At 64.3% G+C, this 20,056-nt stretch carries 15 protein-coding genes; 10 read left to right on the top strand and 5 right to left on the bottom strand.

Translation table 11 applies throughout. The features are described 5' to 3' along the window. Positions 1-281: 281 nt before the first annotated feature. From ACFOSU_RS05125 to ACFOSU_RS05100, 6 genes are all read left to right on the top strand, one after another. On the top strand, positions 282-1,586 hold the full coding sequence (locus ACFOSU_RS05125) for an ABC transporter substrate-binding protein (RefSeq protein WP_380687144.1): 1,305 nt from the start codon (positions 282-284) through the stop codon (positions 1,584-1,586). 76 nt (positions 1,587-1,662) lie between these two features. Further along, positions 1,663-2,595, top strand: a complete 933-nt coding sequence (locus tag ACFOSU_RS05120) for a carbohydrate ABC transporter permease (protein ID WP_380687142.1) — start codon at positions 1,663-1,665, stop codon at positions 2,593-2,595. Continuing rightward, a complete protein-coding gene (locus tag ACFOSU_RS05115; protein WP_380687140.1) occupies positions 2,592-3,416 on the top strand; it encodes a carbohydrate ABC transporter permease in 825 nt (274 codons plus the stop codon). The genes ACFOSU_RS05120 and ACFOSU_RS05115 overlap by 4 nt, the downstream gene beginning before the upstream one ends. A 37-nt stretch (positions 3,417-3,453) precedes the next feature. Continuing rightward, complete coding sequence (locus ACFOSU_RS05110) at positions 3,454-4,587, top strand: ABC transporter ATP-binding protein (RefSeq protein WP_380687138.1); 1,134 nt, start codon at positions 3,454-3,456, stop codon at positions 4,585-4,587. A 62-nt stretch (positions 4,588-4,649) separates the two neighbouring features. Continuing rightward, a complete protein-coding gene (locus ACFOSU_RS05105; protein ID WP_380687135.1) occupies positions 4,650-6,128 on the top strand; it encodes a mannitol dehydrogenase family protein in 1,479 nt (492 codons plus the stop codon). A 697-nt stretch (positions 6,129-6,825) separates the two neighbouring features. Continuing rightward, the gene (locus ACFOSU_RS05100) at positions 6,826-9,000 is read left to right on the top strand and encodes a TonB-dependent siderophore receptor (protein WP_380687133.1); all 2,175 of its coding nucleotides are present in this window, start codon (positions 6,826-6,828) and stop codon (positions 8,998-9,000) included. A 351-nt stretch (positions 9,001-9,351) separates the two neighbouring features. Here ACFOSU_RS05100 and ACFOSU_RS05095 read toward each other — a convergent pair whose 3' ends face one another. Both ACFOSU_RS05095 and ACFOSU_RS05090 read right to left on the bottom strand, forming a co-directional pair. Beyond that, complete coding sequence (locus ACFOSU_RS05095) at positions 9,352-10,398, bottom strand: 3-oxoacyl-ACP synthase III family protein (RefSeq protein ID WP_380687131.1); 1,047 nt, start codon at positions 10,396-10,398, stop codon at positions 9,352-9,354. Between the two features lie 333 nt (positions 10,399-10,731). After that, on the bottom strand, positions 10,732-11,148 hold the full coding sequence (locus ACFOSU_RS05090) for a rhodanese-like domain-containing protein (RefSeq protein ID WP_380687129.1): 417 nt from the start codon (positions 11,146-11,148) through the stop codon (positions 10,732-10,734). A 166-nt stretch (positions 11,149-11,314) separates the two neighbouring features. Between ACFOSU_RS05090 and ACFOSU_RS05085 the strand changes: the two genes are divergently transcribed. Next, the gene (locus ACFOSU_RS05085; RefSeq protein ID WP_380687127.1) at positions 11,315-13,021 is read left to right on the top strand and encodes a phosphoethanolamine transferase; all 1,707 of its coding nucleotides are present in this window, start codon (positions 11,315-11,317) and stop codon (positions 13,019-13,021) included. A gap of 18 nt (positions 13,022-13,039) precedes the next feature. Here the strand turns inward: ACFOSU_RS05085 and ACFOSU_RS05080 are convergent, their stop codons facing one another. Beyond that, on the bottom strand, positions 13,040-13,435 hold the full coding sequence (locus tag ACFOSU_RS05080) for a DoxX family protein (protein ID WP_380687125.1): 396 nt from the start codon (positions 13,433-13,435) through the stop codon (positions 13,040-13,042). 240 nt (positions 13,436-13,675) lie between these two features. On the opposite strand from ACFOSU_RS05080, the gene ACFOSU_RS05075 reads away from it, so the two are divergent. From ACFOSU_RS05075 to fhuB, 3 genes are read left to right on the top strand one after another with little or no spacing between them, the layout of a single operon-like run. Then, entirely contained in the window at positions 13,676-14,443 is a 768-nt protein-coding gene (locus ACFOSU_RS05075) for an ATP-binding cassette domain-containing protein (RefSeq protein WP_380687123.1), read from the top strand. Then, entirely contained in the window at positions 14,440-15,402 is a 963-nt protein-coding gene (locus tag ACFOSU_RS05070) for an iron-siderophore ABC transporter substrate-binding protein (protein ID WP_380687120.1), read from the top strand. The genes ACFOSU_RS05075 and ACFOSU_RS05070 overlap by 4 nt, the downstream gene beginning before the upstream one ends. Beyond that, the gene (gene fhuB, locus ACFOSU_RS05065; RefSeq protein ID WP_380687118.1) at positions 15,399-17,360 is read left to right on the top strand and encodes a Fe(3+)-hydroxamate ABC transporter permease FhuB; all 1,962 of its coding nucleotides are present in this window, start codon (positions 15,399-15,401) and stop codon (positions 17,358-17,360) included. The genes ACFOSU_RS05070 and fhuB overlap by 4 nt, the downstream gene beginning before the upstream one ends. Before the next feature lie 26 nt (positions 17,361-17,386). Here fhuB and ACFOSU_RS05060 read toward each other — a convergent pair whose 3' ends face one another. Together ACFOSU_RS05060 and fhuF are read right to left on the bottom strand one after the other, a co-directional pair. Further along, positions 17,387-19,069: a multidrug ABC transporter permease/ATP-binding protein gene (locus ACFOSU_RS05060; protein ID WP_380687116.1), complete on the bottom strand. Its 1,683-nt coding sequence runs from the start codon at positions 19,067-19,069 to the stop codon at positions 17,387-17,389. A 3-nt stretch (positions 19,070-19,072) separates the two neighbouring features. Then, positions 19,073-19,819, bottom strand: a complete 747-nt coding sequence (gene fhuF / locus ACFOSU_RS05055; RefSeq protein WP_380687114.1) for a siderophore-iron reductase FhuF — start codon at positions 19,817-19,819, stop codon at positions 19,073-19,075. Positions 19,820-20,056: the final 237 nt, after the last annotated feature.

Below are 20,056 nucleotides of genomic sequence, written 5' to 3'. Positions count from 1 at the left end.
CGCGGCCCGGTGCGCGCGGTCGCCGCGCTCGAATACCGCCTCGCAGTCTCCTGATCCTGTTCGATATCGCTCGTGTGCCGTGTCCACGGTGCGCCGCACCGGGCCGGTTTCGATCGCCGGGCGCGTATTCGATCAAAGGCGCATTGCACAGCTGTTGAATTTATTTTCATAATGAGAAAAATATTGCAAAAGGCATGTGCCGATCGCCATCCGGTGCCCGACCGTTCACCGCGCGAGGTGGCGATCGTCTGAAGTGCCGACACAAGAGGAGTGCAGCTCTCATGAGAATCAAGCTATTGCTGGCCGGTCTGCTGATCAGTTCCAGCGCCTTCGCCCAGACGACCCAGATCACCATCGCTACCGTGAACAATCCGGACATGGTGACCATGCAGAAACTCAGCCCGGCGTTCGAGCAGTCGCATCCGGACATCAAGCTCAACTGGGTGACGCTGCCCGAGAACGAGCTGCGCCAGAAGGTCACCACCGACATCGCCAGCAACGCGGGCCAGTACGACGCAGTGATGCTGAGCAACTATGAAACGCCGATCTGGGCCAAGAACGACTGGCTGGTGCCGTTCGACAATCTGCCGGCCGACTACGACGCCGACGATCTGCTCGACACCGTCAAGCAGGGCCTGTCGAGCGACGGCACGCTCTACGCGCTGCCGTTCTACGCCGAGTCGTCGATCACCTACTACCGCAAGGATCTGTTCGAGGAGGCCGGCCTCGAGATGCCCGACCGCCCGACCTGGTCGCAGATCGAGGACTTTGCCAGCAAGCTCAACAAGCCGTCCGACAACAGTTACGGCATCTGCCTGCGCGGGTTGCCCGGCTGGGGCGAGAACATGGCGCTGTTCTCCACCATGGTCAACGCCTACGGAGGCCGCTGGTTCGACATGCAATGGAATCCGGAGCTGACCTCCAGCGCCTGGAAGGAAGCCGCCAACCAGTACAAGACGCTGCTCGGCCAGTACGGCCCGCCCGGCGTGACCTCCAACGGTTTCACCGAATCCGAGACCCTGTTCGCCAACGGCCAGTGCGCCATGTGGGTGGATTCCACCGTGGCCGCGGGTTATCTGTCGGACCCCGGCACATCCAAGGTGGCCGAGCATGTCGGCTTTGCCCAGGCGCCGTACGCCAAGACCAAGCACGGTGCCAACTGGCTCTATAGCTGGGCGCTGGCGGTGCCCAAATCCTCGCACAAGCAGGAGGCCGCCAAGACATTCGTGGAATGGGCCACGTCGAAGGACTACGTGAATCTGGTGGGCGACAAGCGCGGCTGGGTGTCGGTGCCGCCCGGCACGCGGCATTCAACCTACGACAACCCGAAATACAAGAAAGTCGCGTCGTTCTCGGATCTGGTCGAGCAGGCGATCTCCAGCGCCGATCCCAAAAATCCGTCGGCCAAGGAGGTGCCCTATACCGGCGTGCAGTTCGTCGACATTCCGCCGTTCCAGGCCATCGGCACCCGCGTCGGTCAGATCATGGCGGGCATTCTCGCCGGCCAGACCGACGTGGATCAGGGGTTGTCGCAGGCGCAGCGTTTCACCGCGCGCGTGATGAAGCAGTCCGGCTACCCCAAGTAGTCAGTGACGGCCCGCGGGGTCGCGGTTCAAGCCGCGGCGCCGTGGGGATCCGGCCAACCGAGCGGGAACCGCAATCGTGACAAGCACAACAACCGTCAACGGGCACGCGGACACGGCCGTCGCCGCCCAGCGCAAGCCGAGCAAGACGTCGACGCGCTGGCTGCTGGCGCCGGCGGTTATCTTCCTGCTGGTATGGATGATCGTGCCGCTGGCGATGACGCTGTACTACTCGTTCCAGAACTACAATCTGATGATGCCGATGATGAGCGGCTTCGCCGGACTCGGCAATTATCAGATCCTGTTCGTCGATCCGATCTTCTGGAATGCCCTGGTCACCACGCTGATGCTGGTGCTGGTGTGTCTGATCATCACCGTGGTGCTGGGGCTGGCGTTCGCGCTGCTGTTCAACCGCCACTTCGCCGGCAAGGGTCTGTGCCGCACGCTGGCGGTGGCCCCGTTCTTCGTCATGCCGGTGGTCACCGGTCTGATCTGGAAGAACATGCTCTTCCATCCGGTCTACGGGCTGTTCGCCTGGGCGTTCCGGCTGGTGGGGGGCACGCCCATCGACTGGCTGGCGCATTTTCCGATGACCTCGATCATCATCATGATCAGCTGGGAATGGACGCCGTTCGCCATGCTGGTGTTGCTCACCGGTCTGCAGTCACTGCCCGAGGAACAGCTCGAAGCGGTACGTCTGGACGGCGCCAGCAAGTGGCACGAGTTCCGGCATATCGTGATCCCGCATCTGGGCCAGGTGCTCTATGTCGTGGTCATGCTGGAAAGCATCTTCTTTCTGACCTCGTTCGCCGAAATCTATACCACCACCGGCGGCGGGCCGGGCACGGCGACCACCAATCTGCCGTATTACATCTATCAGGGCGCGTTCTTCCAGTACGACATCGGGGTATCGTCGGCGGCCGCGATCGGGGCGGTGGTGCTGGCCAATATATTCGCCATCTTCCTGATCCGGTTCGTGGCCGGCAATCTCAACGCGGGGGCCGAGCGATGAAGACGACCGGTGTGTCCAGTGTATTGCTCAACGCGCTCGCCTATGCGGTTGCCTTTCTCATGTTCTTCCCGCTGCTGTGGCTGCTGCTGACCGCGTTCAAGACCGAAGCCACGGCGTTCTCGACCGTGCCGAGCTTTTTCTTTACGCCGACGCTGGAGAGTTTTCGTACCGCGCTGGCCCAGGGCGGCGGCTACTGGCACTACGCCTGGAATTCGCTGATCACCTCGGTGGTGTCGACCGTCATCGGCCTGCTGCTGACCGTGCCCGCGGCGTTCGCGATGGCCTTCTATCCGAGCAAGCGAACCGATTTCACGCTGGTGTGGATGGTCTCGACCAAGTTCATTCCCGCGGTCGGCGTGCTGATTCCGATATTTCTGGTCTACAAGAACCTGCACATGCTCGACAGCGTATGGGGGCTGATCGCGCTCTACACCGCCATGAACCTGCCGATCATGATCTGGATGGTCTATTCCTACTTCAAGGATATTCCCAAGGATCTGGTCGAGGCGGCCGACATCGACGGTGCTTCCACCTGGCAGACCATGACCCGCGTGATCCTGCCGCTGGCGATGCCGGGGCTGGCCTCGACCGCGCTGCTGGCGTTGATTCTGGCCTGGAACGAGTCGTTCTGGAGCATCACCATGACCAACCACTCGGCGGCCACGCTGGCCGTGTTCATCGCCTCGTTCAAGAGTGCCGAGGGCATGTTCTGGGCCAAGATGTCGGCGGCGTCGGTGCTGGCGATCGCCCCGATCATCGTGCTCGGCTGGTTCGCTCAGCGCCAGATGGTGCGCGGCCTGACGTTCGGCGCGGTCAAGTAGACGCCGGCGTCGCGCCCGGCTCAACGAGGAATTCGAGATGGCAGTTGTAGAGTTGAAAGGCGTCAGCAAGCAGTTCGGCAGCGATGGCGCCAAGGCGGTCGACAACTTCAACCTGGTCACCAGGGACGGCGAGTTCGTGGTGCTGGTGGGCCCGTCGGGCTGTGGCAAGACCACCACCATGCGCATGATCGCGGGCCTGGAACAGAACAGCGAAGGCGAGATCCGTATCGCCGGCAAGGACGTCTCCGGCATGGCGCCCAAGGATCGCGATATCGCCATGGTGTTCCAGAGCTATGCCCTGTACCCGCACATGACCGTGTACGGCAACATGGCCTTCAGTCTCAAGCTGAAGAAATATACCAAGGCCGAGATCGACAAGCAGGTCACCGAGGCCGCGCGGGTGCTCGATATCGAGCATCTGCTGGATCGCAAGCCGCGCGCGCTGTCCGGCGGTCAGCGTCAGCGCGTGGCGCTCGGCCGCGCGATCGTACGCCAGCCGCAGGTGTTTCTGATGGACGAGCCGCTGTCCAATCTGGATGCCAAGCTGCGCGTGGACATGCGCGCCGAGATCGTCAAGCTGCACCGCAAGCTGGGCGTGACCACCTTCTACGTCACCCACGACCAGACCGAGGCCATGACCATGGGCCAGCGCATCGCCGTGCTGCGCGACGGCCTGATCCAGCAGGTGGATACGCCCAACAATCTTTACGACCACCCGGCCAACATGTTCGTGGCCGGTTTCATCGGCACGCCGTCGATGAACTTCCTCAAGGCGTCGGTGGATGCCGGCGAAGACAGAATGGTCGGCGAGGGCTTTTCGCTGGCGCCGACGCCGGCCCACCGCTCGGCGCTGGACAAGGCGGGCGGCGAGGTGTGGGTCGGGGTGCGGCCGGAACATCTGCATCTGCAGGCCGAAACGCCGGCCGCCGATGACAACGTCGTACGCGGTCGGGTCGAAGTGGTCGAGCCGCTGGGCGCGGTCACCCTGATCCAGGTCCGTGTCGGCCAGGTCAAGCTGACCGCCCAGATCGAACCCCATCAACGGATCGCCATGGGCGACGACGTGGCCTTGCGCTGTGCGTCGGAACAACTCTATCTGTTCGATACCGTGAGCGAGGCCGCGCTGTTGCCGGGCGCACCGGATCACGAACCCGCCGCCGCCAGCGGCTGACGTGCGCGCCCGCAGGGCGCGGCCACGGTAATACCATTCAATCATTGTCAGGAGATGCCGAAATGCAGCCTCTGAACGACGCGACCCTGCCCGCGCTGGACAGCGCGGTCGCCCGCCCGTCTTACGACCGCAGCCGGATCAGCGCCGGCATCGTGCATTTCGGCGTGGGCGGTTTTCACCGCGCCCACCAGGCGATGTATGTCGACCGCCTCATGAACGCCGGCCAGGCGCTGGACTGGGGAATCTGCGGTGTCGGCGTGATGGCGGCCGACCGGCGCATGGCCGATGTCATGGCAGCGCAGGACGGTCTGTACACGCTGGTGGTCAAGCACGCCGACGGACATTACGACGCCCGCGTGATCGGCTCGATCGTGGATTATCTGTTCGCACCGAACGACCCCGAGGCGGTGATCGAGAAAATGGCGGCCGAGACCACGTGTATCGTGTCGTTGACGATCACCGAAGGCGGCTACAATTTCCATCATGTGACCGGCGAGTTCGATTTCGACACTGCCGATGTTGCCCACGATCTGGGCGAGGGCGCGACCCCGAAGACCTCCTTCGGGCTGATCACCGAAGCCCTGCGCCGACGCCGCGACCGCGGCCTGGGCCCGTTCACGCTCATGTCCTGCGACAACATCCAGGGCAACGGCGACGTGGCCAGGGCAATGTTCACCGCGTTCGCGGCCCGCAAGGATGCCGAACTCGGTGCCTGGATAGCCGAACAGGTCTGTTTCCCCAACTCCATGGTCGATCGCATCACGCCGGTGACCACCGACGACGATATCGCCGAGGTACGCCGGCGCTTCGATATCGACGACGCCTGGCCGGTGGTCTGCGAGCCGTTCGTGCAATGGGTGCTCGAGGATCGATTCAATGCCGGCAGGCCGGCGTTCGAGCAGGTCGGGGTGCAGATCGTCGACGACGTCGAGCCCTACGAGCTGATGAAGCTGCGCCTGCTCAACGCCAGTCATCAGGCGCTGACTTATTTCGGTTATCTGGCCGGCTATCGCTATGCCCACGAGGTCTGCCAGGACCGTCTGTTCGCCGATTTCCTGCTCGCCTACATGGACGAGGAGGGCACGCCCACCCTCGAGCCGGTGCCGGGCGTGGATCTGGCCGAATACAAGCACACCCTGATCGCGCGCTTCTCCAACCCGGAAATTCGCGACACCCTCGCGCGCCTGTGCGCGGAAAGCTCGGACCGGATTCCCAAATGGCTGTTGCCGGTGATCCGCGAACAGCTGGCCCGCGGCGGCGAGATCAAGCGTTCGGCGGCCGTGGTGGCCAGCTGGGCCCGGTATGCCGAAGGCGTCGACGAAGCCGGCGAGCCGATCCGGATCGTCGATCGTCTGGCTGACGAGTTGAAGACGATTGCTGCCCATAATCGCGACAACCCGACCGCGTTCATCGAAAATCGCGACCTGTTCGGGGATCTGGTCGACGACGCGCGCTTCGTGGCGGCCTATGTCGATACGCTCGCGTGTCTTCACGAACAGGGTGCAAGAGCTGCTCTCGAAGCGCTGGGTCAGCGGCCTTAGGCCCGCGTCATCTGAGCTGGCCTGTTGGCGGCGGCACTCGGTTGCATGGGCTCGCTTGCTGTCAACGCCTATCCGCAAGGAAACCCTCGCCAAGTGGGGGTGCCGTGGCGCCGATCGTATTCGCGCGGATCGGCCGGCCCGACACATGGGAAGACGCCGGTGTCAGGCGGCCAGTCGCGAATACGCGTAGACGCCGAGCTGGACGAATGCATGGCCGAACTATTCAGCGCGTTTCGCTGACGACCGACAGGCAGAAGACACGGGCTCGCGTCGATGGCCGTCCCGTTATTGCCCCGGCGGTGATGACAATCCAGCGCCGTCGCGGCACTTGAGCCGGCAACAAGCCTTCCGTATCAGCCGTCGGCATATCCGGAATATGCCGGCCGTCGTTTTCGACCATTGGCGTCGTCATCATCAACTCTTACAAGACGTTGCGTCACGCTGCTCCATCTCCGTAGGGAAGGGTTCTCGGAGGGTCGCGGCGAGAACGCTTTGCCGTAAGCGCGGATGTCGGGGCGTCGAAGCATGGCGCCTGAACGCAGCAGAATCATCTACGCGCTGCAAATACGAATGATTCCTATAGACAACTGTATTTGGGCTGTTCACACTAAGAGCTTCTGAGCGGGGCATGGTCATCGTTCGGGGGTGGGGTGGGCTCCGCACAGAGCCTGCCTCGGGGTGTTAGCAGGGAGGGGTCATGAAGCAATCAGGCAAGCGATGCGCGTTTACAGGCGTCGATCATGGATATGTGTTTCGCGTCTTGCTGTGCGCGGCCGCAAGCACGTTCGTATTTCCCGTTGGCGTAGCGCTTGCCGACGCTACGGTGCCGGGATCGACGGCGGTCGCTTACGACGAGAGTACGGCGGGCGCCGACCGGGCTGCGAACGAAGAGTCCGCGGAGGCCGAATCGCTGACCTCGTTGGCACCGCTGGTGGTGGCCGGAACGGCGTTGAAGGTCGAGGTGCCGGTCGTGGATACGCCGCGTTCTGTCTCGGTTGTCGATCAGGAAGAATTGCAGGGGCGCAATGTCCAGAGTCTGGACGAGACATTGCGTTATCGGGCCGGCGTGCTTTCGGGCCAGTACGGTGCCGACAACAACACCGACTGGTTCAAGGTTCGCGGCTTTGACCAGACGACCTATCAGGACGGCCTGCGAATCTATCAGGAAGGCTTCTACGGCTGGCAGATCGAGCCCTACGGCCTGTCGCGCGTCGAGGTGTTCAAGGGGCCCTCGTCCATCCTGTACGGCGAGGCGCCGCCCGGTGGCCTGATCAACGCAGTCAGCAAGCGCCCGACCGACGAGCCGCAGGGCCGCGTTGATTTCGGTTTCGGTACGCGCAACTTCCATCAGGTCGGTTTCGATACGTCGGGTCCGGTCAACGACTCCGACAAGGTCCAGTACCGACTGGTCGGAACGTACAAGGAACGCGACGGCGAACTGGCCTATACCGATAACACGCGCTACTACATTGCTCCGAGCCTGAATATCGATTTCTCGTCGGATACCTCGCTGACGCTGCTCAGCAGTTTCCAGCACGATGACGGTGTGCCGACCAATCCCTTCAAGCTGGCTTATGGCACCGTCGACGACACGCCGTTCGGCAAGGTGGATCCGCGCACCAATTACAGCGAGCCCGCCTACGATCGCAATCGCGTCAAGCAGACCGAACTCGGGTATCAGTTCGAGCATGCGTTCAACGACACCTGGACGTTCAAGCAGAACGTGCGCTACAGCCATCAGGAGCTGTTTCTGCGCAGCAGTTACATACTTGCCCGCTCGGGCGCACGGAAAGGCACGCGCGGGCTGGTCTATCGCGATGGCGACATCGATGCATGGGCGCTCGACAACCAGGTGATTGGAAACTGGGAATGGGGTCACGTCGCGAACACGCTGCTGGCCGGCGTCGACTACCAGCACATCAAGCTGCGTGCCCAGGAGGCGGATCTGTTCTCGTTCGGCGAGCCGATCGATCTGTTCGATCCGCAATACGGCAACTTCGATCCGGTGGGTGGCGGTGATCTGAACGATCGACGCATCAACGGCGAACAGACCGGCCTGTATCTCCAGGATCAACTCACGCTCTACGATCGTCTGATCCTGCTGGGCGGCATGCGCTACGACATGGCCGATCAGGACAATATCAATAGAACGACCGATGTCACCCAGAGCTACGACGTCGACCACTACTCGTTCACCGGCGGCATCCTGTATCACGCGGGCTATGGCCTCTCGCCGTATTTCAGCTACACCGAATCCTTCCAGCCGCTGGGGCGGACCACGACGGCGGCCAGTCAGTACAAACCGCGCGAGGGTACGCAGTACGAAGTCGGCCTGAAGTTCGCGCCCGACGGCTGGGACGGCTACGCCTCGCTGGCGGCTTACGATCTCGAGGAGACCAATACGCTCATCACGTCGGCGGGTGGTTTCCAGGTACAGGCTGGCGAACGTCAATCCAAGGGGATCGAGTTCGAAACCGTCGGTTATGTGACGGATGAGCTGCAGGTCATCGGTGCCTACAACTATACCCACGCCCGGGTCGATCTCTCGGAAAGTCAGCGCGGCGTGCGCGCCCCGCTCATACCTCGGCATCAGGCATCGCTGCGGGCCGAGTACACCTTCGCCGAAGGTCCACTCAGGGATTTCGGCGTCGGCGGCGGTGCGCGTTATGTCGGCGAGAGCGTTGACGGCGACATTACCGTGCCAGACCACACGGTGTTCGACGCACTGGCCCGCTACGATCTGACCGATCAGTGGCGAATCCAGGTCAATGCGACCAATATCCTCGACAAGGAATACGTGTCGAGCTGTGACTACTGGTGTTATTACGGTGAATCACGCAGCGTGATCGGAAACCTGAGCTATCGCTGGTGAGCGCGCCACGGCCGGGGCCTGCTTGCGTGGGAATATCCGGAACTCACTGATCACCGGCACGACGCCGGCCAGCCGGTCGGCGTCCTTGGCAAAGCGGTCGAATCAGGTGCCGGAACTCGCCGGTCGCGGTCGGGCCGGGTTGCGACAACGCGGCCGATTGCCTGTTTGATCGGCAACGGCCGCCGGTCGATCAGCGGCTGATCGTGTCGTGACTCGCGCTCTCGGCTTTATCCCTGGCGCGATCGGACGCGGTGATCCGACAGCGGAGCCGGCAAACGCAGTGTCAGACCCGCGGCATCCACCGATGCGCGGGTCCATGTCGGTTTTGTGAGGATAAGATCGACTTGCCGATTAATCCTGCGTGGTGAGCACGAAATTCGCGGGCAGGCGCACCAGCGTCGCGCCCCAGGACAGCCCCACGCCGAAGCCGACCAGCAGCAACAGGCCGCCCGGCTTGATCTGACCGCTGATCAGCGCGCGCTTCATGGCGATCGGCACGCTGCAGGACACGGTGTTGCCGATGTCTTCCATGCACACCACGAAGCGTTCGCGCGGCAGATCGAGTTTCTTGCGGATGCCTTCGAGCACGGTGGCGCTGGCCTGGTGCGGAATCACCGCGTCGATCTCGTCGAGGGTCACGCCAGCCTTTTCGCACAGCTGGGCGACCGCGCGCGGCACTTCACGCAGGGTGAACTCGATCACCCCGCGTCCGTTCATGTAGATGTTGTGGTCCGAGCGGGTATTGCCGTGGCGGTCGGTGTATTCCTCCGACTGCGTATGGGCCGCGCGATTGCGCATGCCGCTGTTGGGCACGATCAGATCCTGCGCGCCACTGCCGTCGGTGCCGTAGATGAACGGGCCGATCGCGTTGGCGGCGTCGGCCGGGCCATCGCTCATCAGCGTGGCGGCGGCGGCGTCGCCGAACAGGGCGCGCACGCTCTTGTCGCCCGGATTCACGAACTTGCTGTAGGTGTCGGCCGTGATCAGAAGCAGTTTTTTTGCCTGGCCGGTTTCGATCAGCGCCTTGGCTACGCCCAAAGCATAGATATAGCCCGAACAGCCCAGGTTGATGTCCAGCGCACCGACATGGGTGGGCAGGCCGAGGCGTTCCTGCACCAGACAGGCGGTCGTAGGAGCCAGATAGTCGGGCGTCTGGGTACAGAAGATCAGGTAGTCGATATCGGCGACGTGGGTGCCGGTGCGCTCGAGCAGCTGCTGCGCGGCAATGACGCCGAAATCCGATGCGCATTCGTCATCGCCGGCGACATGGCGCGCACGAATACCGGTCTTCTCGGCGATCTTTTCCAGCGGCCAGTTCGGAAAGCGCGCCGCGATCTCGTCGATCGATTCGGTGCGCGCGGGGAGCATGTATTCGATGGCATCAATGACGGCAGGCATCAGCTACGTGTCCCACGATACGGTTCTATAAGGCGGTACAAGACTTCTCTCCCGATTGGTGCGTCGCACCGGCAACGGACAATATCGACATCCCGGCGGGTCGCGTCAATATCGACGCGGCGGCTCATGCTGCACCTCGTTACACATAACCTCATTTGTGGGTCGTGGTATGCGGCCCAGCCTCGAAGGATACAGGACTACAGGCGCGGCGGCCGCCCCGCCTGTGTTTCCCGGAGGCGCCAGCGCGGCTATCCCGTGATCGACAGAGCATCGGTGTACGTGCATGCAGGATTCGCGACCGCCTGCGTGCTGTCGCGTTGAAAACCGGGCGTGCTAGGTCTCGGGTTCGTCGGCCGGTCGCTCGATCGGGTAGCCGGCCTGTGCCCAGTCGCCGTAGCCGACTGCCAGTGCTTTGACGTTGAGATACCCGTGCGCGTTGAGTACGGCCGCGGCGCGCGCGGCCCGCGCACCGGCGGCGCAATACGTTACCACCGGTGTATCGGGGGAGACCGACAGCCGCGCGTCGGCTTCTATATCACCCACGGGACGGTGCACGGCCCCGGCGATGTGCCCCTGCGCCCATTCATGCGGCTCGCGCACGTCGATGAAGCGGGCGCCATCCCGATAGGCGTCCAGGCCCTGGGTCAGATCGATACGGTCGGGGGTGGGGGCTTGGCTGGCCGGTGACTCGACCGGCGTCTCGTCGCTGGCAACGACGAGCTTTTGACGAATACGGGAAAAGATCGACATGCGGTATCCATGGGAATCGGCGGTGCGCTCAGCTTACGGCCCGCGCCGCGCGAGCGCGAATCCATGGCATGGCGCGCGCGCCGGTGTCTAACGACTGTATAACGGCCTGCTGTCGATAATCGTTGGTTATTCTGGACTGAAACCTCGGGGACGGGGCAGCACACCTATGACAGATCGCGATCAGCGGGCAGGCATGCGGGAACGCACGCGTCGGACATCCAGGCGCTCATGGCGTCCGACGCTGGGCGTGCCGACGTTCACCCTGCTGGTGGCTGCATTCATCGTGGCGTTCGACAACGTGGAGTTCTGGCACCACCTGAGCGAGGCCGCGCACGTCACCCAACTGTCGAATCTGAGCTTCGGTGTGGCGGTCGCGGTCTTTCTGGTCGCGGCGCTCTCGGCGCTGATGTCGTTGTTTGCCTGGCGATACTTGTACAAGCCCTTCGTGGTCGTGCTGTTGCTGGTCGCGTCGCTGGTGGGTTATTTCATGGTCACCTACGGCATCGTGGTGGATGACACCATGCTCGCCAACACGATGGAGACCGATCAGGCCGAAGCGGCCGGTCTGTTCAGCACGGCGCTGGTATGGCATCTGCTGCTTACCGGTGTGCTGCCGGTGATCGCCGTGGGCTGGGTACGGCTGGTCCATCGTCCGTTCTGGCGGGCGCTGCTGGTCCGATCCGTCTTCGTGGTGGCCATGCTGGCGGTGGCGGTTGCCGCCATCGGCGTTCACTACAAGGACTTTTCCCTGGTGCTGCGTCAGAACCGCGATCTGCGCATGTTCATCAATCCCACCTATGCGATCTATTCGGCCAGCCAGTTCCTGACCCAGTCGGCCGAAGCCAAGAATATTCCGTTGCAGACGATCGGCGAAGACGCGAGCCGCACGGCGACGCCCGCATCGCGTGGCAAGCGCAAGGTCATGATCGTGGTCGTGGGCGAAACCACGCGCGCGGCCAACTGGGGCCTCGACGGCTACGAGCGCGACACCACGCCGGAACTGGCCCAGCGGGACGTGCTCAATTTCAGCGATGCCCATTCCTGCGGCACGTCGACATCGGTGTCGGTGCCGTGCATGTTCTCTGCGGTGGGTCGTGACGACTATGACGAATACGACGCACGCCACTCGGAAAATCTGCTCGATGTCGCCCGGCGCGCCGGCATCGACGTGCGCTGGGAGGACAATCAGGCCGGCGGCTGCAAGGGCGTGTGCGAGCGCGTACCGACCGAGAACATGCGCAGCCATCGCATCGACGGTGTCTGTGACGCGGACCGTTGCCTGGACGGCGTGTTCTTGCAGGGCCTGGCCGAGCGCATCGATAAAACCCAGGGCGACGTGCTGCTGGTCATGCATACGATGGGCAGCCACGGCCCGGCCTATTATCGGCGCTATCCGAAGCAGTTCGCGGTCTACACGCCCGAATGCCGTAGCAATCGGCCACAGGACTGCAGCCGCGAGCAACTGGTCAACAGCTACGACAATACCGTGCGCTACGTCGACCACATCGTGGCGTCATTGATCGACGTGCTCAAGAGCGCCGACGACAGCGCGGATACGGCGTTGATCTATCTGTCCGACCACGGTGAATCACTGGGCGAGAAGGGGCTCTATCTCCATGGTTTCCCCTATATGGTCGCCCCGGAAGGCCAGACACATATCCCGATGATCGCGTGGCTGTCGCCGGGCTTCATCGACGACAGCCGGCTCGACGACGCCTGTCTGAAGAAAACCGGCGACGAACGCGTCAGTCAGGACAATCTGTTTGCCACGGTGCTCGGCTTGATGGACGTCAAGACGTCTGTCTATGATCCGGATACGGATATCTTCGCCGGCTGTCGCCGCGCCGCGAGCGCGCAAAAACCCGCCGGCTGACACCGGCGGTGCGAGGCATCAGTCGGCCCGTAGCGCGTAGTTGCCGCTGCCCATCAAGGCAATGGCGGCGGCGGTGAACAGGAAAAACGCTTGCAGTTCGACGGCCCAGCCGCCCTGCGGCGTGAGCGACAGCAACTGGCCGGTATGGGCCAGCCACAGTGCGACCAGCATGTTGATGACCACCACGCCCGCGGCGAAACGACTGTATAGCCCGGCGATGAGCAGCGCGGGGGCGACGATCTCGCCGATGAACACGGCGTAGCCGAGTTCCGGCGGCAAGCCGTGGCCGACCAGCATGGCCTGAACACCGTCGATACCGCCGGTGATCTTGGCGAAGCCGTGGGCGAGCAGGAGCAGGGCAAGCACAAGACGCAGGACGAGCTTGCCGAGGTCGTCGGCTTGATATCGATTCATGGCAGGCGATCAAGTGAAGGTCGGGATGATCCAATTCTAAACGGCGGTGCAGCGGGCGGCGAGTATTTGTGGTGGCGTCGATGCCGATATCGCGTCGCGGTCCGTGCCGGGCCGGCTTCGAAGGTGGCTGCGCGGCACGTGTTCTTTTTGATACGCATTCGTATTTAGCTTATTCTCTGGGCCATTATCCAAGTCAGCGCGCGATGCACGACGATTCCCGGCCGCATTGCGGAGTAGCCCATGTTCGAACTGAATGCCGCCCGCTTCGAGGTCAACGGCCGTTGCCTGCTCGAGGCCACCGACCTGTGTTTCCGGCAGGGGCTGGTTTATGGGCTCATCGGGCACAACGGTTCGGGCAAGTCCACCTTGCTCAAGCTCATGGCGCGCCAGCAATGCGCCAGCTGCGGTGAGGTCTGTCTCAACGGACGCGCGGTCGACAACTGGGGCCACCGGGAATTCGCGCGCGAAGTCGCCTATCTGCCCCAGAATCTGCCCAGTGCCACCAGCCTGACGGTGCGCGAACTGGTGGCTTTCGGCCGTTATCCCTGGCATGGCCTGCTGGGTCGGCTCGGCGCAGAGGACAAGACCCAGATCGAACGCGCTCTGGCGCTCACTCATACGGAGAGCATGGCCGAGCGCATGGTCGACACGCTCTCCGGTGGCGAGCGCCAGCGCGTCTGGCTGGCCATGCTGCTGGCCCAGGGCAGTCGCTTCCTTCTGCTCGACGAGCCGTTATCGGCGCTGGATATCGCGCACCAGGTCGACACGCTTGCGCTTATTCGCGAGCTGGCGAGCTCGCTGGGTCTGGGCGTGATCATCGTGCTGCACGACGTCAACATGGTGTCGCGTTATTGCGATCATCTGGTGGCGTTGCGCGGCGGCCGTCTGCTCGCCCAGGGCGCGCCGAGCGAAATGATGAAGGGCGCCACGCTCGAGGCCATCTACGGTATTCCCATGAGCGTGATGGCGCATCCGGCCGACAACCACCCGATCGCTGTCGTTCAGTGAGATCACGCCGTGGCGCACGGCGGGCCGCGCGGCCCGGCGGGTCCCGGCTCGGCTGTCATCTGCTGCGCGCCTGCTCGTGGGTTCTGGCGATGGCCTTCGTGACCGCGAACCCGCAGGTCTTTGCTGAGTCACCGGTGACGCCGCGCGTGGCCACGGTCGACTGGGCCCAGGCGGAAACGCTGACGGCGCTGGGCGTGCCGCCGGTGGGCATCGGCCAACTGGATGCCTATCGGTCGTGGGTGGACGACGGCGATCTGCCGGATATGACCCGCAATATCGGTCTGCGCGTGCAGCCGAACATGGAACTGCTCGCGCAGATGAAGCTGGATCTGGTCACGCTTTCGCCCATGTTCGAGGCCAACAAGGCCCGGCTGTCGAAGATCGCCCCGGTTCGGGAGATATCGATCTATTATCGGGACGGCCCGCTGTGGCCCAATCTGGAAGCCGGCACCCGTGAATTGGGCGCGGCGGTCGGTCGCGCCGACGCCGCCGAGCGGTTGATTGCGCGCAGCAACGCGCATCTGGCCGAACTGGCCGGCCGTGTGCCCGCCGATACGCCGCCGCTGCTGCTGGTGCAGTTCCTGGACGCGCGCCACCTGCGTGTCTTCGGTGGGCGTGGCCTGTATCAGTCGGTGCTGGACAAGCTCGGGCTGAAAAACGCCTGGACCGGGACGACGTCGTTCTGGGGCTATGCCCAGGTCTCGCTGGAACGCCTGGGCGAGCTGTCGACGCCGGGTGAGGCGCCGCAGATCGTGATCATCAACCCGATGCCGGTGGGCGTGGCCGGATCGCTCGAACACAATGTGCTGTGGGCTCGTATCCCGGCGGTGAAGACACACCCGGTACTCACGCTGCCGCCGGCCTGGAGCTTTGGCGGGCTGCCGTCGGCGATCCGGTTTGCCGATAATCTCCTGGAGGTGCTCGCCCACGGCGATGCCAGCGCGGGTGCTGGTTCATGACGCCGGCGCGGCTGTGTGGCGGTTTTTCGATCGTATTGCTGGTGCTCGCGACGGCGGGGCTGCAGCAGGTCGCGCCCGGCGGCTGGGCGGCCGCGCTTCTCACCCTCGACGGCGATAGTTTCCGCCAGATCGCGGTGCTCTACAGCTGGCTGCCGCGTCTGGTCATCGCCCTGCTCAGCGGCGCCGGCCTGGCCCTGGCCGGCGTGTTGCTACAGCAGACGCTGCGCAATCCACTGGCCTCGCCGACCACGCTCGGGATCGCCACCGGCGGCCAGCTGGGGCTGCTGCTGGCGACGCTGTTCGCACCCGCGCTGCTGCTGGTGGGGCGCGGCACGATCGCATTTCTCGGCGGCGCGGTGGCCATGGGCCTGGTGTTCGCGCTGTCCTGGCGGCGGGCGCTGGCGCCCGCCGTGGTGGTGCTGGCCGGCCTCGTGGTCAATCTCTATCTGGGCGCGCTGACCGTGGTCTTCATTCTGTTCAATCAGGAGCAGCTCAAGGGGTTGATGATCTGGGGCGCGGGGTCGCTGGCGCAGAACAACTGGGCCGGGGTGATCGGCTTGGCGCCCAGACTCGTGATCGGCATGGTCGCGGCGGCCGCGCTCGCGCGTACGCTGTCGGTGCTCGAGCTCGACGACGTCAATGCCCGCAGCCTCGGCGTATCGCTCAAATATCTGCGCGCGGCGGCGATCGGGCTGGGCGTGTTCCTGACCGCCATCGTGGTCTCCGGCGTCGGCGTGATCAGTTTCGTGGGCCTGGCCGCGCCGGCGGTGGTGCGTCTGGCCGGTGCCCGGACTCTCGCCGCGCGTCTGCTCTGGGCGCCGCTGTTCGGGGCGTTGCTGCTGGCGATCACCGATCTGGGTATTCAGCTGCTGGTACAGGATTCGGCGACGCTGATCCCCACCGGCGCGGCCACCGCGATTCTGGGCGCACCACTGCTGATCTGGCTGCTGCCGCGGGTCACCCTCACGCGCTCGGCGCCGTCGGCCAGCAGTATCGGCCTGGTGGCGCGCCATGCCGCTCCCGGCCGGCTGATCGGCCTGCTGCTAGGGCTCACCGCAGCCATGGTCGTCGTGGCCCTGTTCGTGGGCCGCGGCGCGGACGGCTGGACCTGGCCGCTGCTCGATGCCTGGCAAGCCACCGGCGCCTGGCGGGTGCCGCGGGTGCTGGCTTCCGGTGCGGCCGGGGTCATGCTCGCGCTCGCCGGCACCATCATCCAGCGGGTGTCGGGTAATCCGATGGGCAGCCCGGAATTTCTCGGCATCAGCTCGGGCACGGGGCTGGGGCTGATCGCCCTGGCACTACTCTGGCCGGCCGCCGGTACCCTGGCACTGCTGGGCGCGGGTACGCTCGGTGCGCTGGCCGCGCTCGCGGTGCTCATCGTCGTCAACATGCGCAACGATTTCGAACCCGAGCGCGTGCTGCTTACCGGCATCGCGATGATGTTTCTATTCGACGCCGTCCAGCGCATCGTGCTCGCCGGCGGCGATCCGCGCACCCAGAAACTGCTGGCCTGGATTTCCGGCTCGACCTACTACGTGAGCATGAACATGGCGATCGGCGTCGCGGTGCTGGCGCTGGTTCTTGCCGCGCTCACCCGGCCGCTTGCCGCCTGGCTCGATGTGCTGCCGCTGGGCATGCCCACCGCGCGCGCGCTCGGCCTGGACGTGATGCGCAGCCGGTTGTTGCTGTTGCTGCTGGTGTCTTTTCTCACTGCCGGCGCCACGCTGGTGGTCGGGCCGCTGAGTTTCGTCGGCCTGATCGCCCCGCATATGGCTCGCCTGCTGGGGCTGTCGCGGGCGCGTGACCACATGGCCGGATCGATGGCGCTCGGCGCGCTGCTGATGATCGGCGCCGACTGGGCCGGGCGCCAGCTGTTGTTCCCCAGCGAGATTCCGGCCGGACTGGCGGCGTCGCTGCTCGGCGGCGCTTATTTCATGTGGCGACTGCGACGCATCTGAACAAGGCGAGCCGGATGGCCGCGCCGCTAGCGGCTGATTTGCGCGACCGCGTCGTGACTGGCGGCATCACGATTCGCGCCGGTGAGCTCGACCAAGCGGCCGTGACGCATCTCCAGCAGCCGGTCGGCGTGCTCGAAGTAGTGGTCGTCGTGGCTGATCGCGAACACGGTATGTCCACGCTCGGCGAATAGCGGCAACAGCTCGCGATAGAACACGCGCCGAAAGACCGGGTCCTGGTCGGCGGCCCATTCGTCGAGCAGCAGGCTGTCGCGCGATTCGGCCAGGGCCAGCATCAACGCCAGGCGCTTGCGCTGGCCCTGCGAGAGCTGGGTATCGAGGATGCGCTCGCCGTCGAGCGCGAGCTTGTCGGTCAGGCCCAGGCGTGCGCGCCAATCGTCGATGAAGGCCGGGCTGGCTGGCTGGCCGTCGCTGTCGATCAACTGGTCGAACAGATGAAAATCGGTGAACACGGCGGCGAACAGCGCGCGGAGGGACGCACGCCTCGAGGCATCGATAACCACGCCATCGACGAGGATCTCACCGGATTTGGGCGCATAGAGGCCGGTGAGCAGGCGCGCCAGCGTGGTCTTGCCGCTGCCGTTGCCACCGATCAGGAACACCAGCTCGCCGCGGCGCAGGGTCAGATTGATCGGCCCGATGGCGAAACCGCCGGGGTGGGCGCTGCCATCGGAACCGGCGTCGAGTCCGTCATAGGCGAAGCACACATCGCGCAGTTCGATCGTCTGCCAGTCGGCGCCGATCGGCTCGGGCGTGTCGAAGCCGGCGGTATGCGCGGCCAGTTCCAGAGAGCGCAGCTTGTCGAAGGCGACCTGGGCGGCGATCAGTGTCGGCAGCGCGCCGACCGCGCCGATCAGCGGCGTACGCAGGAACAGGATCGTGAGCGCATAGGTGGCAGCCACCGTGGGCGTGGCCCAGCCCAGGCCGTTGGCCAGGAAGAACACCACGCCGATCGCGCCGAGCATCATGATGTTGGCCCAGTTGTTGGCCGACAGATGGAAGGTGTCCGCCCGGATGATGTGGCGCTGATAGCTACGGGCGTTGTGGGTATAGGTCTCGTCGAACAGGCGCCGGGCGCGCGCGCGGTTGAGCGCGAGCTCCTTGCGCCCGCGAATGACGTTCTCGTAGTCGCGATACAGCGCGTCTTCGGCCTCGCGTACGAGCTTGATGTGGTGATACACACGCCGTACCAGCCAGGAGCCGAAGGCCATGGTGGCGGCGATCCAGGCGGCCGTGACGATCAGGATCGAGGGCGACAACCAGCCCAGGTAGAACACGCAGGCCAGGGTCAGGATCGTGCCCTGGACGAGTTCGGGCAGGCGCACGAAGGCGATGGTCACGTTGCGCACATCCGCCGACAGGCTGGCCAGCAGCCGCGCGTCGCCCAGGTGTTCGATGCGCTCGATATCGGTATCGAGAATGCGTTTGACCAGCCGCGAGCGCAGGTCGAAGACAAAGCGGTGGCCGAGCGTGGTCAGCCCGAGCTGGGAGGCCAGCGACACGGCCAGCAGCAGACAGATCAGACCGAAGAACAGCGGAAGGGCGGCCAGCGCGTCGGGTCCGGTTTCGATCAGGCGCGCGTTGATGAAGGCGATCACGCCAATGCCCAGGCCCGCACTGGCCAGGCTGCCGACAAGCACGGCGATGAACGCGGCGCGGTAGTCGCGCATGATTAGGCGGAGCAGTTCCATCAACTATCCGGTGGCGCGATCGGGCGTGGCCGTGTGCATGGCGCGCGGGCAGTTTGCACACAGCCCCCATTGTGCGTCGAGATCGCGCATGCAGCACAGGCGGCGGCAGTGATCGACGACGTCGTCGTTACCGTCCAGCGTTCCCGGAGAGCAGTCCTTGTAGACACGGTAGAAGGGGTTGAAGCCGCCGTCCTGGCGCTGCCGGCGAGTCAGCAAGGCCCGGGCGCTCGCCAGCCGTGACGCCGGTATGCGTTGTTGTGTCTCCAGCTCGTCCAATGCCCAGGCAAAGTAGACGCCCGCGTTGCTCCAGAATACGCGCGCGGACAGTCGGCAATACAACGACAGCGCTGCGACGATCGGTGTGAGCGCATGGTCGATCAGGTGGCTGAAATCGCTCCCGCTGCTCGATGCCTGTCCTTGAGCGCCAGATGCCAGCAGAAAACACGCCGGCGTGCCGTCCTCGTGGCAGGTCATGCGCAAGTTATCCAGCCGCAGGTCGAGGGCGCGGTCCGTGGCCATCTGAACGACAAGCGTCGTAATCCCCAATCGGCTGAAGAAATACTTCGACCACTGTGACGCCGTGGCGCGCGGCTCGCTGCAGCCATGGTGCCGACCAAACCGTGCAAGCAAGGGGGTGAGATGGATGGGATCGGCCAGGCGCGCGCCGTCCAGCGCGTCGCGCCTGTCGTCGCTCGTCTGGAACACTTCGGCAAAGCCGGCGAGATTGTCGTGGAAATGACCAGCGAACATGGCGACACGCGCAACGAAGGCCGGCGCGGGCCGCAAGGTCCACCACCGGCTGGATAGGAATCATTATCAATACGGTAACCCGCCTGTACCGCAGTGGCCAGCCGTGCGCCGGCACGAGTGGCGAGCAGGTCGACAGATATCAAAGACAAAATCTGACATCGTGCCTTGTCAGAATGTATGAAAATTGATATTTTCCCGTTGCCGGAATGTTGCCGGTGTATTCATTCGATGCGACGG

Source organism: Salinisphaera aquimarina, assembly GCF_042643355.1.
Lineage (GTDB): Bacteria > Pseudomonadota > Gammaproteobacteria > Nevskiales > Salinisphaeraceae > Salinisphaera > Salinisphaera aquimarina.
The sequence above is the reverse complement of the archived record's forward strand: the minus strand, read 5'-3'. Positions and strand labels throughout refer to the sequence as shown.